Here is a 13,027-nt window from a genome sequence, read left to right on the forward strand (position 1 = left end):
GGTGGCGGGGGCGATCACGCCGCGGGTCGGCGGGGTGGGTCCGACGACGGTGGCGATGTTGTTCCGCAACGCGGTGCGGGCGGCGCAGCGGGCCGTCGGGCAGCCCTGAGCGGGGCGGCGGCGGCCGGGGTCGCCGCCGGCTCAGCCGAGGTCGACGACGAGGGGCCGGTGGTCGGAGATGGTGGAGCGGGGGGTGTCGACGGCGGTGACCGGGGGCAGCCGGTCCTGGCCGTGCCGGTCGGCGAGGATGTGGTCGAGTTGTACGCGGGGTGCGGCGGCCGGGTAGGTGGGGCGGCGGCCGAGGGGTCGCCAGCCGCTGAGCAGGCGGGCCGCGCCGGCGGGCAGGTTGAGGTCGCCGAGCAGGATGCGCGGGGCGGGCAGGGTGCGCAGGGCGCGGACGACGCGGCGCAGTTGCAGGGCGTTCCAGCCGGGGACGAACGACAGGTGGGTGGCGGCGACGGTGAGTGGCCCGTGCGGGGTGTCCAGGATCGCGGCGAGCACGACGCGGGGTTCGTCGCGGAGCAGGACGAGCCCGCCGCCGGGGCCGGGGACGTAGATCGGGGATCGGACGGGCGCGGGGCGTAGCCGGGTGACCTGCCAGGAGCGGACGGGGTGGCGGCTGACCAGGCCGATGCCGTAGCAGGGTTCGCCGTGGCCGTCGTCGTCGTGGCGCAGGGGGCGGAACTGTTCGCCGGGGGTGCCGACGACGGCGGCGGCGAAGCGGTGTTCGGGGGCGTCGAGGGCGCGGGCGGCGACGGCGGTGAGGTCGAGGTTGCCGCTGCGGGACTGGTCCCGGTCGACCTCCTGCAGGGCGAGGACGTCGGCGTCGAGGGCTTTCACGGCGGCGGTGAGTCGGTCGGGGTCGACCAGGCCGTCGGTGAGGGAGCGGCCGTGCAGCAGGTTGAAGGTGGCCAGGCGCACTCCTGCACCCTACGTCGCCGTGGCACAGTTGCCCGATGGTCAAGGCGTTGCTCTGTTCGGTGCTGGTGTTCGTGGCGGTGGAGTCGGTGGGGTTGTGGCTACGTCGTCGGCGCGGCCGGTGAGCGTGGTGCCGGGCGGTGAGGTCAGCCACAGGGCGGCGCGGCCAGTCGGTGCGGGTGGGCAGAATGGCCCGCCATGGATCCCCTGTCGCTGACCACCCTGCTCGCCGCGGCCGCCTTGGCCGGCTGGGTCGACGCGGTGGTGGGTGGGGGCGGTCTGTTGCTGCTGCCGGCGCTGCTGGTGGCGGCGCCGGGGGTGCCGGTGGCGACGGCGTTGGGCACGAACAAGCTGGCCGCGATCTTCGGTACGTCGACGGCGGCGGTGACGTACGCCCGCCGCACGAAGATCGATTGGGCGGTGGCGGGGCCGTCGGCGGGGTTGGCGGTGTGCTGTGCGGGTGTCGGCGCGGCGCTGGCCGGGGCGGTGCCGGCGGGGGCGTACCGGCCGGTGGTGCTGGCGGTGCTGGTGTCGGTGGCGCTGTTCGTGGTGTTCCGGCCCCGGCTGGGCGTGGTGGCGGTGCCGGCGCGGCGGACCCGGCTGCGGGTGCTCGCGGCGGTGGCGGTGGCCGGGGTGGGCATCGCGCTGTACGACGGGTTGATCGGCCCGGGTACGGGCACGTTCCTGGTGGTGGCGTTCACCGCGCTGGTGGGCGCGGACTTCGTGCACGGTTCGGCGATGGCGAAGGTGGTCAACGCGGGTACGAACCTGGGTGCGCTGGTGGTGTTCGCGGCGACCGGTCACGTGTGGTGGCTGCTGGGGGCGGCGATGGCGGTGTGCAACGTGGCCGGGGCGGCGCTGGGTGCGCGGATGGCGTTGCGCCGGGGTGCGGGGTTCGTGCGGGTGGTGCTGCTGGTGGTGGTGCTGGCGTTGGTGGCGAAGCTCGGCTACGACCAGTGGTCGGCGGGTCGGGCGTGACGGCGGTGCGCGCGGAGCACGACCGGGCGGTGCTGGCCGCGCTGCTGGGCCGGGATCCGGTGGTGCACGCGTACCAGCTCGGGGACCTGGACGACTTCTTCTGGCCGTACACGTCGTGGTTTCGCCGGGGTGAGCAGGTGGCGCTGCTGTACCACGGGGTGACGCCGCCGGTGCTGCTCGCCTTCGCCGGGCCGGACGGTGTGCCGGAGCTGGGGGCGCTGCTGGCGGATCTGGCGCCGGTGCTGCCGGCCCGGTTGTACGCGCACCTCTCCCCCGGGCTGGCGGAGGTGTTGGGCCGCTGGTTCGCGTTCGACCCGGCCGGGGTGCATCTTCGGATGGCGTTGACCGATCCGGCTCGTCTCGGCGGGGTCGTGCCGGCCGGGGAGGTGCTGGGCGAGGCGGACCTGCCGGCGCTGCGGGCGCTGTACGCGGTGGCGTATCCGGGTAACTGGTTCGACCCGCGGATGCTGGCCACCGGCCGGTACGTCGGGGTCCGGGCGGACGGTGACCTGGTGGCGGTGGCCGGGGTGCACGTCTGGTCCCCCGCCTACCGGGTGGCCGCGTTGGGCAATGTGACCACCCATCCCCGGGTCCGGGGGCGGGGCCTGGGCGCGGCGGTGGTGGCGGCGCTGTGCGGGCGGTTGCGCGCCGAGGTGGACCATGTGGTGCTCAACGTCCGGGCGGACAACGTGGCCGCGGTGCGGCTCTACGAGCGGTTGGGTTTCACCCGGGCCGCCGAGTTCGGCGAGTACACGCTGACCGCGCGGTGACGGGCAGTGTGTCCAGTCGCCACGCCGGGTCAACTACCCGACCCTGACCTGCGCCTGTGTCGGGCAGGTCCGGGCCGGTCGCGCCCCTAGCGTCTCCTGGCAGAGGCCGCGTCGTGACGCGGTGGAGCCGAAGGAGTACGCATGGCAGTGACAGCAGGGCGGGGTCGAAGTCGGTTGGCGGTCCTCACCGCCGCCGTGGCGGCCCTGGTGGGGGTGACCGGGGCGCAGGCGCTCGCGGCGCCGGGCGTCGACCCGGCGGTGGTGGACCGGGACGCGGACCCGGGTACGAGCTTCGACGTCGGCAAGGTGGTGGCGACGCCGCCGATCCCGCCGAAGCCCGACGTGGTGCTGCTGGTCGACACGACCGGCAGCATGGGGGCCGTCATCGGCGACGTGCAGGCGAACCTGCAGCAGGTCATCGCGAACGTGCGGTCGGTGCAGCCGTCGGCGCAGTTCGCGGTGGCCTCCTACCGGGACGTGGGTGACGGCGCGGAGCTGTTCCGGGTGCGGCAGAACCTCACCGGCGACGCGGCCGCGCTGCAGAACGCGGTGAACGGCCTGGCGGCCGGTGGCGGCGGGGACACCCCCGAGGCGTGGGTGAACGCGTTGTTTCAGGTTTCCGACGGTCAGATCGCCTACCGCCCGGGCAGCAGCCGGATCGTGGTGCTGGTCGGCGACGCCCCCAGCCACGACCCGAGCGCCGGGCACACCCTGGCGCAAGCCACCTCGGCTCTGCAGGCCGATGAGGCGAAGGTGCTCGCGGTCAGCGTCAGCGGCGGCGGCGGTGGCCTGGACGTGAGCGGGCAGGCCGGCGCGGTGGTCGCCGCGACCGGTGGGCAGCTGGTGGGCAGCGCACCGGAGAACGTCACCGACGCGATCCTCAGCGGGCTGCGGGACCTCGACGTCACGGTCACCCCGACGGTGACCTCCTGCGACCCGGGGCTGACGGTCACCTTCGACGCGGCGTCGCGTACCCAGCAGAGCGGCACGAACGTGCCGTTCGCGGAGACCGTCACGGTCGCGGGGGACGCCCCGCAGGGCGCCACCCTGCACTGCACGGTGGACTTCCTGCTCAACGGGCTCTCCGCTGGGCCGGCGTTCGTCGAGCAGATCAACGTCACGGTCAACGACGTCACCGCGCCGGTCGTGGTCGTGGACGACCGGACCGTCGAGGCGACCAGCCCCGCCGGCGCGGTCGTCACCTACCCGGCGTCGGCCACCGACAACGTCAACGGCCCGCTCACGCCGACCTGCGTGCCGCCGTCGGGGGGCACCTTCCCGCTGGGCGCGACGACGGTGACCTGCACCGCCACCGACGCGGCCGGCAACACCGGCAGTGACACCGCGACGATGCGGGTGGTCGACACCACCGCGCCGGCCACGGCGTGCGTGCCGACGAACAACCCGAGCGGGGGCACCGTCCCCGGCTCGTACAACCCGGACGGGTTCTATCAGCTCACCGCGACCGACGTGGTCGACACGGCGGTGGACGTCCACATCGGCGACAGCGCGGACCCGGCGGTGACGTTCGGTCCGTTCCCGGCCGGCACGAAGATCAAGCTGGTGCAGGCGCCGGGTGCGCAGTCCAAGGTCAAGGAGGGCACCGGCGACATCGACTACAAGGTGACGTTGCGCGGTGACGCGGTGATCACCGGCGTGGACGGGTTCGGCAACAGCTCCACGGCGGTCTGCCTGGTGGCGCCGCCGCCGAAGTGACCGGCGGTTGATCGGGTGCGGGGGCGGCCGTCGGCCGCCCCCGCGTCGTCAGCGGTGCCGGCTCGGCGAGTCGAACCGGCCGGCGCGGATCTCCCGCAGCGCCCGGCGGCGTACGTCGCCGGAGAGGGTGTCGACGTAGAGGCGTCCGCGCAGGTGGTCGGTCTCGTGCTGCAGGGCCCGGGCCAGGAAGCCGCTGCCGGAGATGGTCAGCGGCTCGCCGTGCCGGTCGACGCCGTGCACGGTGGCGTGCATCGCCCGCCGGGTCGGGAAGTACAGGCCGGGGATGGACAGGCAGCCCTCGTCGTCGTCCTGCGACTCGTCGGAGAGCTCGATGCTCGGGTTGATCATGTGGCCGCGGTGGCCGTCGGCGTCGTAGACGAACACCTGCGCGCCGACCCCGATCTGCGGGGCGGCCACCCCGGCCCGGCCGGGGGCGCCCAGCAGGGTGTCCATCAGGTCGTCGACCAGTTGCTGCAGCTCGGCGTCGAAGCTGGTCACCGGTTCGCAGGGGGTGCGCAGGACGGGATCACCGATGATCCTGATGGGGCGTACGGTCATGCGGGAAGGCTATCCGTGCGGCCGGGTCGCCTGTGGCGCACCCCGCTCAGCGCTCGCCGATCAGCACGGCGATCCCGTCGAGGATGCGCGCCAGGCCGAACTCGAAGGCCCGGGCCGGGTCGGCGGCCGCCTGGTACTCCTGCCCCGCCGCGGTGCCCACCCGGGCGGCGGTGGGGAACCGCTGCGGGTCCATCACCTTCTCCAGGTACGGCGCGTGTGCCCGCCACCACTGTTCGTCAGTCATGCCGGTGCGCTGGGCCGCCTGGGCGGCCTCCACCGCTCCGCGTACCGCGCCGTGGACGTAGCCGTCGACGAGGGTGATGACGGCGTCCATCTCCAGGTCGGTCAGGCCGATGCCCTCGACGGCGCGCAGTTCGTACTCGTACTTGGCGGTGACGTTGGGGCCCAGCGGCGGGCGGGTGGTGGCGACCTGCAGCAGCCAGGGGTGGCGCAGGTAGAGCGCCCAGTTCTGCCGGGCGATCTGCTCCAGGCGGCCGCGCCAGCCGCCGGGGACCTCGGCGGGGCGGGCGGTCTCGCCGTAGACGGTGTCGAGCATGACGTCGAGCAGTTCGCCCTTGCCGGGCACGTGGGTGTAGAGCGACATGGTGCCCACGCCGAGGCGTTCGGCGACCCGGCGCATGGAGAGCGCGGCCAGCCCTTCGGTGTCGGCGACCTCGACGGCGGCGCGCACGATCCGGTCGACGCTCAGGTCGCCGCCGCGGCGGCTGGCCTTCTCGCTGGTACGCCAGAGCAGGGCGAGGCTGCGCGCGGGGTCGCCGGTGCCGCTGTACTCGACGTTCATGACCGCCACCCTACCGTGTTCCGTACCGTATGGTGTACGGTACGGCGCACGGCAAACGGGAGAGGGGCGTGCCCATGCGAGGCGACGGACCGGTCATCGAGGCCGAAGGACTCCGCAAGCGCTACGGCGGCACCGAGGCGCTCGCCGGGGTCGACCTGACCGTGGCCGGCGGCACGGTCTGCGCGGTGCTCGGCCCCAACGGCGCCGGCAAGACCACCCTGGTGCGGATCCTGAGCACCCTGCTGCGCCCCGACGCGGGCACCGCCCGGGTGGCCGGACACGACGTGCGCCACCAGGGCGACCGGGTACGCGCCCGGATCGGCCTGGTCGGGCAGCAGACCGCCGTCGACGAGGTGCTCGGCGGCCGGCAGAACCTGGTGCTCTTCGGCCGGCTGCACCACCTCTCCCCCGCCCGGGCCCGCGCCCGCGCCGACGAACTGCTGGCCCGCTTCGGCCTCGCCGACGTCGGCGACAAGCCGGTCGGCGCGTACTCCGGGGGGATGCGCCGCCGGCTCGACCTGGCCGCCGCGCTGATCCTCGACCCGCCGGTGCTGTTCCTCGACGAACCCACCACCGGCCTCGACCCGCGCGCCCGGGGCGAGGTCCGCGACGCCGTCCGCGCGCTCGTCGCCGCCGGCACCACCGTCCTGCTCACCACCCAGTACCTGGAGGAGGCCGACCAGTTGGCCGACACGATCAGGGTCGTCGACCACGGCCGGGTCATCGCCTCGGGCAGCCCGGACCAGCTCAAGTCCGCCCTCGGCGGCGACCGCGTCGACGTGGTGCTGCACCACCCCGGCGACCTGGCCCGCGCCGCCGAGGCCATCGGCGCGGCCACCGCCACCGCAGCGCGCACCGCCCCCGACGAGCTGCGGGTCAGCGTCACCACCACCGACCGGGTCGCCACCCTGGCCGCCGTGCTGCGCGCCCTGGACGACGCGGGCCTGCCGGCCGCCGACGTGGCGGTCCGCCGGCCCACCCTCGACGAGGTGTTCCTGCACCTCACCGCCGACCGGAACGAGGTGCCCGCGTGAGCGCGCCGACCCTGCCACTGCGCCGCGCCCGCTGGGCGCTCACCGACGCGGGCACCCTCACCGGCCGGGCCCTGGCCCACTGGGCGCGGCAACCCGGCCCGATGCTCGTCGCCCTGCTCTTCCCCGTGCTGCTGGTGCTGATGTTCGGCTACCTGCTCGGCGGGGCGATGGCGGTGCCCGGCGGCGGCGACTACAAGGAATTCCTGCTGCCCGGCATGTTCGCCATGACCATGCTGTTCGGGGTGGAGGCCACCTACACCGCGGTGGCCACCGACGCCGCCCGCGGCGTCACCGACCGGTTCCGTTCGCTGCCGATGGCCCGCTCCGCCGTGGTCACCGGCCGGGCCGCCGCCGACCTGCTGCACGCCGTCGTCGCGCTGGCCGTGATGCTCGGCTGCGGCGCCCTGGTCGGCTGGCAGTGGCACCTCGGCGCCGGCCGGGCCGCCGCCGCCGTCGGGCTCCTGCTGCTGCTGCGCGCCGCCATGATCGTCCTGGGCATCCACCTGGCGCTGCTGCTGCGCGCCCCGGAGTCGGTGGCCGCGCTGCAGATCCTGGTCTGGCCGCTGGGCTTCGCCTCCAACGTCTTCGTCGCCCCGGACACCATGCCCGGCTGGCTGGCCGCCCTGGCCCAGTGGAACCCGCTGTCGGCCACCGCGGCGGCCTGCCGGGAGCTGTTCGGCAACCCCGGCTGGGGCGGCGAGTCCTTCGCCGCGCAGCACGCCGTCGCCCTGGCGGTGGCCTGGCCGCTGCTGCTGACCGCCGTCTGCGGACCCCTGGCCGTGCGCCGCTACCGAAACCTGAGCAGGTGAGCGCCGCCGTGACGCAACAGACGGTCCCGATCCTGCCCGACGCCGACCGCACCACCGCACCGCCGCCGGGAGGGCGCCTGTGACCATCGACCGGTACGCGGTGACGTTCGTGCCCGCCGACCCGCCCCGCGCCGGCGCGCTGCTGCTCTGGTCACCCAACGGCGACGGCCCGCCCGACGGCCCCGGGGAAGCCGCGGTGCAGACCCTCGCCACACCCCCGGACGGCGCACCCGCGCCGGTGCCGGTACGCCGCACGGCGCTGGCGGCGGGACTGCCGCTGCTGCTGGCCGGCCGGTCCACGGACCCGGCGGCGGCGTTCTGGGCGGCCGCCACCCGCCAGGCGCTGCACCTGGCCGCCCGGGGCCTGCTGCTGCCCGACGTGACCCCGGCCGGGCACGACACCTGGCGCGTCGGCCCGCTCGGCGACGCCGACACCGCCCGGCTGCGCGCCCTGGCCGCCGCGATGCCGGCCGCCGCCCGGGCCCGCCCCGTACCCGGGCGCACCCCGGCGCGGCTGCCCGACGCGGACCGGCTGCTGCGCGACTTCCTCGACGCGGTCGCCGACACCCTGCCCCGCGACGACACCGCGGCCGGGGCGTGGGCGGCGACCACCGTGACGGCGGTGCCGGCGCTGCGGCGCTGGGCCACCCGGGTCAACGCCGACGCCCACGCCGCCGTCCGGCTGTCCCTGCGGCTGGAACCGGTGGGCGAGCCGGACGGTCCGTGGCGGGCGGCCGTGCAGCTGCACCTGCGCACCGACCCGGGGCTGCTCACCGACGCCGCCGCGCTGTGGGCGGGCCCGGTGCCCGGGTTCCCGGCCGCCGCCCGCGACGCCGCGCTGCTGGCCCTGCGCGACGCGGCCCGGCACTGGCCCCCGCTGGCCGCCCTGCTCGACCGGCCGGTCCCCGACACGCTGCCGCTGACCGACGACGACCTGACCGACCTGCTCGCCGGTGCCGCCCGGCGGCTCGCCGACGCCGGGGTGCCCGTGCACTGGCCGGCCGGGGTCAGCCGCGACCTGACCGCCGCGGTGCGGCTGCGCGGCCCCCGCGCCGACGGTCCGGCCACGGGGCTCGGCGATCTCGGTGAGCTGGCGCTGGACTGGCGGCTGGCCCTGCACGGCGAACCGCTCGCCGAGGCCGAGCTGCGGGCGCTGGCCGAGGCCCGCCGCCCGGTGGTACGGCTGCGGGAACACTGGGTGCTGGTGGACCCGGAGTCGGCCCACCGCGCCCGGCGCCCGGCGCCGGCGCCGCTGCCGCCGGTCGCGGCGCTGCGGGCGGCGCTCACCGGGACGGTCACCGTCGACGGCGTCGACGTACCGGCCATCGCAGAGGGCCGGCTGGCGCAGGTACGCCACCGGCTCACCGCCGAACCCGCCGACGTACCCGTCCCCGCCGCCCTGGCCGCGACGCTGCGCGACTACCAGCGCCAGGGGCTGCGCTGGCTGGCCGGGCTGACCGCGCTGGGCCTGGGCGGCTGCCTCGCCGACGACATGGGGCTGGGCAAGACGGTCACGGTGATCGCCCTGCACCTGCACCGGCAGAGCGACCCGGGCACCGCCGGCCCCACCCTGGTGGTGTGCCCGGCCTCGCTGCTCGGCAACTGGGAGCGCGAGATCAGGCGTTTCGCCCCCGGCACCCCGGTGCGCCGCCACCACGGCCCGGGCCGCACCCTCGACGGCGTGGACGCCGGGATCGTGCTCACCACGTACGGCACGCTGCGGCTGGACGTCGACGAGCTGGCCGGGCGGCGCTGGCCGCTGCTGGTCGCCGACGAGGCGCAGCACGTCAAGAATCCGGCCTCCGGGACGGCCCGGGCGCTGCGCGCGGTTCCCGCCGCCGCCCGGGTCGCGTTGACCGGCACCCCGGTGGAGAACAGCCTCACCGACCTGTGGGCGGTGCTCGACTGGACCACCCCGGGCCTGCTGGGCACCCTGGCGCAGTTCCGGGCCCGCTGGACCCGGCCCGGCGACACCGATCGGTCGGCGGAGCTGGCCCGTCTGATCCGGCCGTTCGTGTTGCGCCGGCGCAAGAGCGACCCGGGTGTCGCCCCGGAGCTGCCGGCCAAGACCGAGACCGACCAGCCGGTCGCGTTGACCGCCGAACAGGCCGCCCTCTACCAGGCGACCGTGGCGGAACTGCTCGACGTGATCGCCACCTCCGACGGGTTCGCCCGCCGTGGCCTGGTGGTGAAGCTGCTCACCGCGCTCAAGCAGATCTGCAACCATCCGGCGCAGTACCTGCGGGAGACCGCGCCGGTGCTGGCCGGCCGCTCCGGCAAGCTGGACCTGCTCGACGAGCTGCTCGACGGCATCCTGCCCGCCGGCGGGGCGATGCTGGTCTTCACCCAGTACGTGGCGATGGCCCGCCTGCTGCGCCGGCACCTGCACGAGCGGGGCGTGGCGGCGCTGCTGCTGCACGGCGGGCTGCCGGTGGCGCGCCGCGAACAACTGGTACGCGAGTTCGACGAGGGGCAGGCGCCGGTGTTCCTGCTGTCGCTGCGGGCGGCCGGGACCGGGCTGAACCTGACCCGCGCCGACCACGTGGTGCACTTCGACCGCTGGTGGAACCCGGCCGTGGAGGACCAGGCCACCGACCGGGCGTACCGGATCGGGCAGACCCGGCCGGTGCAGGTGCACCGGCTCATCGCCGAGGGCACCGTCGAGGATCGGATCGCGGCGCTGCTGGCCGGCAAGCGGGAGCTGGCGCAGGCGGTGCTCGACGCCGGGCCCGGCGGGCTGGCCGCGCTCGGCGACGCCGAGCTGGCCGAGTTGGTCGCGCTGCGGGGGCCGGCGTGACCGCCCGGGGGTTTCCCGCGTTCCCGGCCGGCCCGGCGCGGCGTCTGCGCTCGGGTCCGGCCACCGGGTGGGCGGCGGCGCTCGCCGATTCGGCGTTGGACCCGGCACCGCTGCGCCGGGGTCGGCGGCTGGCGGTACGGGGACACGTCGGACCGATCACGATCAGTCCCGGCCGGGTCGCGGCGAGCGTGCACGACGGCGACCCGGAGCAGGCGCACCGCACCGTGGTCCGCGTCGAGACGCTGCCGGACGCCGACTGGGACCGGCTCGCCGAGGCGGTCGCCGCCCGCTCGGGGCACCTGGCCGCCCTGCTGGCCGGGCAACTCCCGGCCGATGCGGCCGAGACCGCCGGGGTGCCCCTGCCGCCCACCGGCGGGCAGCTGCTGCCGGAGTGCGACTGCCCGGACTGGGACCACCCGTGCCGGCACGCGGCGGCGCTGTGCCACCAGGTGTCCTGGCTGCTGGAGGCCGAACCGCTCCTGCTGCTGCTGATCCGGGGCCGCGAGCCGGCGGACCTGCTCGCCGGCTTGCGCCCGCCGGACCGGCCGGGCGTCCTCGACGGGCAGCCTCCCGAGCGGCAGGCTCCCGGCAGGTCGCGACCGGAGCCGGACGCCCGCGACGCGGACGGCACGCCCGCCGCCGAGGCCTACGCCACGGCGGCGGGCCCGCTGCCGGGTACGCCGGGCGGCCCGGTGCCGGTCACCCTGCCGGTGCTGCCGCCGGATCCCGGCGTGGACGTGGACGCGCTGCGGCAGCGGGTGGCGCTCGCCGCCGCCCGGGCCGCGGCGCTGCTCGAGCAGCCTCGGCCCGCGCTCGCCCCACCGGCGTCGCAGGACCCCTGACCCGGCCCGGTCTGCGCACGTCCTCGCCAATCAGCTCCTGCCGGGTCCGCGGGGCTGTGTGCGGCGCTGTGGATCTGATGACGCCGATGAATCACCGGACCCGGACGGCAGGTGTGAATCGTCTACGTCATCAGATCGACAGGGTGCGGACAGGGCCCCTCGGCTGTCGACGCCATGCCTGCCCGCAGGCGGGCATGGCGTCGCCGAGTGCTGATGCAGGCACCGGCGCGCACCCCGGCCGGTTCAGCCGGCGGCGAGCAGGGCGCGCACCGGGGCGGCCTTGGCGGCCGCCTCGGCGACCTCGGCGTCCGGGTCGCTGTCCCAGGTGATGCCCCCACCGGCCCAGACGTGCAGCCGGTCGGCGTCGGCGGCCACGGTGCGGATGGTCAGGCCCAGGTCCACCCGGCCGGGGCCGACCCAGCCGAGCGCGCCCATGCCGGCGCCGCGCCCGACGGGTTCCAGGGCGGCGACGTGGGCCAGGGCGGCGAGTTTCGGCGCGCCGGTGACCGACCCGCCGGGGCAGGTGGCGCGCAGCAGGTCGGCCAGGCCCAGCCCGTCGGCGACCGCCGCGGAGACCGTCGACTCGGCCTGCCACAGGTCGCACCAGCGGCGTACCGCGAACAGCTCGTCCACCCGCACCGACCCGGTGCGCGCAACCCGGGCCAGGTCGTTGCGTTCCAGGTCGACGATCATCACGTGTTCGGCGCGTTCCTTGGCCGAGGCGAGCAGGTCGCGGCGTCCGGTGGCGGTGGCCGGGCGGGTGCCCTTGATCGGCCGGGTGATCACCCGGCCGTCGGTCACCTCGACCAGTGTCTCCGGGGAGGCGCAGCCGATCGCCCAACCGTCGCCGTGCAGGGTGCCCCCGTAGCGGGCGCCCGGCAGCGCGCCGAGGCGGGACAGGGCCGGGCGCGGGTCGCCGAGGTAACGCGCGGCGGCGTGCCCGACGACGTTGACCTGGTACACGTCGCCGCGGGCGATGGCGGCGCGGACGGCCGTGACGGCGTCGGCGTGCTGCCGGGGTGTCCAGCTCTCCCGCCAGTCCCCCAGCCACCAGCCGAGGCCGTCGCGGCCGCCGGGGGCCGGGGCGGGCGCGGCGGTCGGGGACGAGTCGTGACCGTAAACGACCACGGCCAGTTCCGGCAGGGCCGGCGCCGGGGTGGGCGCGCCCGGCGGGGCGCCGATCAGGCGGGCGCCGGCGGCGGCGGATACGTACAGGGCGGCGCCGCAGGCGCCGGTCGGCTGGTGGGTGGCGGGCCGGGCCAGGTCGCTCAGGTCGAGCCCGTGCGCGGCGAGGAACTCCTCGGCCAGGGCGGCCGGGTCGCCGCCGTCGGCGGGGCGCCATTCGTAGCGGTCGCGCTCGACGAGCACGCTGCGGCACGACGCCGGCACGCCCGGTACGTCGATCAGCGCATATGGGAGCGTTTCCACGCCGGTTGGCCCATTCTTCCTCATCCGTTCAGTGGATTTCCGGGGAACATGACGGATGCCTGCTCGATTCCGCGCGCATGACCTTGGTACTGTGCGTCACTGGTCATGTGAACCATGACACAGTGCCCCCACAGTCCGGAGAACCCGATGTGCCAGCACCAACCCACCTGCCCCTCCGCCGAGGCGACCGATCGCGAGGCCGCCCGCGTCATCGCCTGCTTCCGTGAGCAGGGCTGGAGCCTGCTCTGCAACGGTGTCATCGTCTTCGAGGACACCGGCGAACTACTCCCCGACGGCAGCACCATCGCCCCGCACCGCGGGCCCGCCCGCCACGCTCTCGTCGCCTGAGTTGATCACGCTCCGTCACCGGAGCTG

At 75.9% G+C, this 13,027-nt stretch carries 12 protein-coding genes and 1 pseudogene; 9 read left to right on the plus strand and 4 right to left on the minus strand.

Annotated features, from left to right (window positions below):
- A pseudogene (locus tag ACSNN7_RS05170) lies at positions 1-109 on the plus strand (bifunctional 5,10-methylenetetrahydrofolate dehydrogenase/5,10-methenyltetrahydrofolate cyclohydrolase); the annotation flags it as partial.
- A gap of 32 nt (positions 110-141) precedes the next feature.
- On the opposite strand, the gene ACSNN7_RS05175 reads toward ACSNN7_RS05170, so the two are convergent.
- Positions 142-921 carry an endonuclease/exonuclease/phosphatase family protein gene (locus ACSNN7_RS05175; RefSeq protein ID WP_436679481.1) on the minus strand — a complete coding sequence of 260 codons (780 nt, stop codon included), beginning with the start codon at positions 919-921 and terminating at the stop codon, positions 142-144.
- A 195-nt stretch (positions 922-1,116) separates the two neighbouring features.
- Here ACSNN7_RS05175 and ACSNN7_RS05180 point away from each other — a divergent pair, with 195 nt between their 5' ends.
- The 3 genes from ACSNN7_RS05180 to ACSNN7_RS05190 all read left to right on the plus strand — a co-directional run bounded on the left by ACSNN7_RS05180 (position 1,117) and on the right by ACSNN7_RS05190 (position 4,382).
- Positions 1,117-1,896, plus strand: a complete 780-nt coding sequence (locus tag ACSNN7_RS05180; protein ID WP_436679482.1) for a sulfite exporter TauE/SafE family protein — start codon at positions 1,117-1,119, stop codon at positions 1,894-1,896.
- Positions 1,893-2,666, plus strand: coding sequence for a GNAT family N-acetyltransferase (locus ACSNN7_RS05185; protein ID WP_436679483.1), 774 nt, complete (start codon positions 1,893-1,895; stop codon positions 2,664-2,666). The genes ACSNN7_RS05180 and ACSNN7_RS05185 overlap by 4 nt, the downstream gene beginning before the upstream one ends.
- 141 nt (positions 2,667-2,807) lie before the next feature.
- Positions 2,808-4,382 (plus strand): VWA domain-containing protein, encoded by a 1,575-nt coding sequence (locus tag ACSNN7_RS05190; protein ID WP_436679484.1) that lies wholly within the window; start codon positions 2,808-2,810, stop codon positions 4,380-4,382.
- 48 nt (positions 4,383-4,430) lie between these two features.
- On the opposite strand, the gene def is transcribed toward ACSNN7_RS05190, so the two are convergent.
- Together def and ACSNN7_RS05200 are read right to left on the minus strand one after the other, a co-directional pair.
- Positions 4,431-4,940, minus strand: coding sequence for a peptide deformylase (gene def, locus ACSNN7_RS05195; RefSeq protein ID WP_334456154.1), 510 nt, complete (start codon positions 4,938-4,940; stop codon positions 4,431-4,433).
- 46 nt (positions 4,941-4,986) lie between these two features.
- Positions 4,987-5,742, minus strand: a complete 756-nt coding sequence (locus ACSNN7_RS05200) for a TetR/AcrR family transcriptional regulator (RefSeq protein WP_436679485.1) — start codon at positions 5,740-5,742, stop codon at positions 4,987-4,989.
- Positions 5,743-5,816: 74 nt separating this feature from the next.
- Between ACSNN7_RS05200 and ACSNN7_RS05205 the strand changes: the two genes are divergently transcribed.
- The 4 genes from ACSNN7_RS05205 (at position 5,817) to ACSNN7_RS05220 (ending at position 11,224) form a co-directional block, all read left to right on the plus strand.
- Positions 5,817-6,776 carry an ATP-binding cassette domain-containing protein gene (locus ACSNN7_RS05205; RefSeq protein WP_436679486.1) on the plus strand — a complete coding sequence of 320 codons (960 nt, stop codon included), beginning with the start codon at positions 5,817-5,819 and terminating at the stop codon, positions 6,774-6,776.
- Complete coding sequence (locus ACSNN7_RS05210) at positions 6,773-7,585, plus strand: ABC transporter permease (RefSeq protein WP_436679487.1); 813 nt, start codon at positions 6,773-6,775, stop codon at positions 7,583-7,585. Before ACSNN7_RS05205 ends, ACSNN7_RS05210 begins: the two co-directional genes overlap by 4 nt.
- A gap of 79 nt (positions 7,586-7,664) precedes the next feature.
- Positions 7,665-10,382: a DEAD/DEAH box helicase gene (locus ACSNN7_RS05215; protein ID WP_436679488.1), complete on the plus strand. Its 2,718-nt coding sequence runs from the start codon at positions 7,665-7,667 to the stop codon at positions 10,380-10,382.
- On the plus strand, positions 10,379-11,224 hold the full coding sequence (locus ACSNN7_RS05220; protein WP_436679489.1) for an SWIM zinc finger family protein: 846 nt from the start codon (positions 10,379-10,381) through the stop codon (positions 11,222-11,224). The genes ACSNN7_RS05215 and ACSNN7_RS05220 overlap by 4 nt, the downstream gene beginning before the upstream one ends.
- Positions 11,225-11,467: 243 nt before the next feature.
- Here ACSNN7_RS05220 and ACSNN7_RS05225 read toward each other — a convergent pair whose 3' ends face one another.
- Positions 11,468-12,676, minus strand: a complete 1,209-nt coding sequence (locus ACSNN7_RS05225; RefSeq protein WP_436679490.1) for a chorismate-binding protein — start codon at positions 12,674-12,676, stop codon at positions 11,468-11,470.
- A gap of 123 nt (positions 12,677-12,799) precedes the next feature.
- Between ACSNN7_RS05225 and ACSNN7_RS05230 the strand changes: the two genes are divergently transcribed.
- Complete coding sequence (locus ACSNN7_RS05230) at positions 12,800-13,000, plus strand: DUF5999 family protein (protein WP_088962150.1); 201 nt, start codon at positions 12,800-12,802, stop codon at positions 12,998-13,000.
- The last annotated feature ends 27 nt before the right edge of the window (positions 13,001-13,027 follow it).

Source organism: Micromonospora sp. URMC 105 (assembly GCF_051386295.1).
GTDB lineage: Bacteria > Actinomycetota > Actinomycetes > Mycobacteriales > Micromonosporaceae > Micromonospora.

Bases quoted from the DNA above. Each gene is read 5' to 3' on its own strand.
- ACSNN7_RS05180 (WP_436679482.1), top strand. From the start codon at position 1,117: ATGGATCCCCTGTCGCTGACCACCCTGCTCGCCGCGGCCGCCTTGGCC.
- ACSNN7_RS05190 (WP_436679484.1), top strand. From the start codon at position 2,808: ATGGCAGTGACAGCAGGGCGGGGTCGAAGTCGGTTGGCGGTCCTCACC.
- def (WP_334456154.1), bottom strand. From the start codon at position 4,940: ATGACCGTACGCCCCATCAGGATCATCGGTGATCCCGTCCTGCGCACC.
- ACSNN7_RS05200 (WP_436679485.1), bottom strand. From the start codon at position 5,742: ATGAACGTCGAGTACAGCGGCACCGGCGACCCCGCGCGCAGCCTCGCC.
- ACSNN7_RS05205 (WP_436679486.1), top strand. From the start codon at position 5,817: ATGCGAGGCGACGGACCGGTCATCGAGGCCGAAGGACTCCGCAAGCGC.
- ACSNN7_RS05225 (WP_436679490.1), bottom strand. From the start codon at position 12,676: ATGAGGAAGAATGGGCCAACCGGCGTGGAAACGCTCCCATATGCGCTG.
- ACSNN7_RS05230 (WP_088962150.1), top strand. From the start codon at position 12,800: ATGTGCCAGCACCAACCCACCTGCCCCTCCGCCGAGGCGACCGATCGC.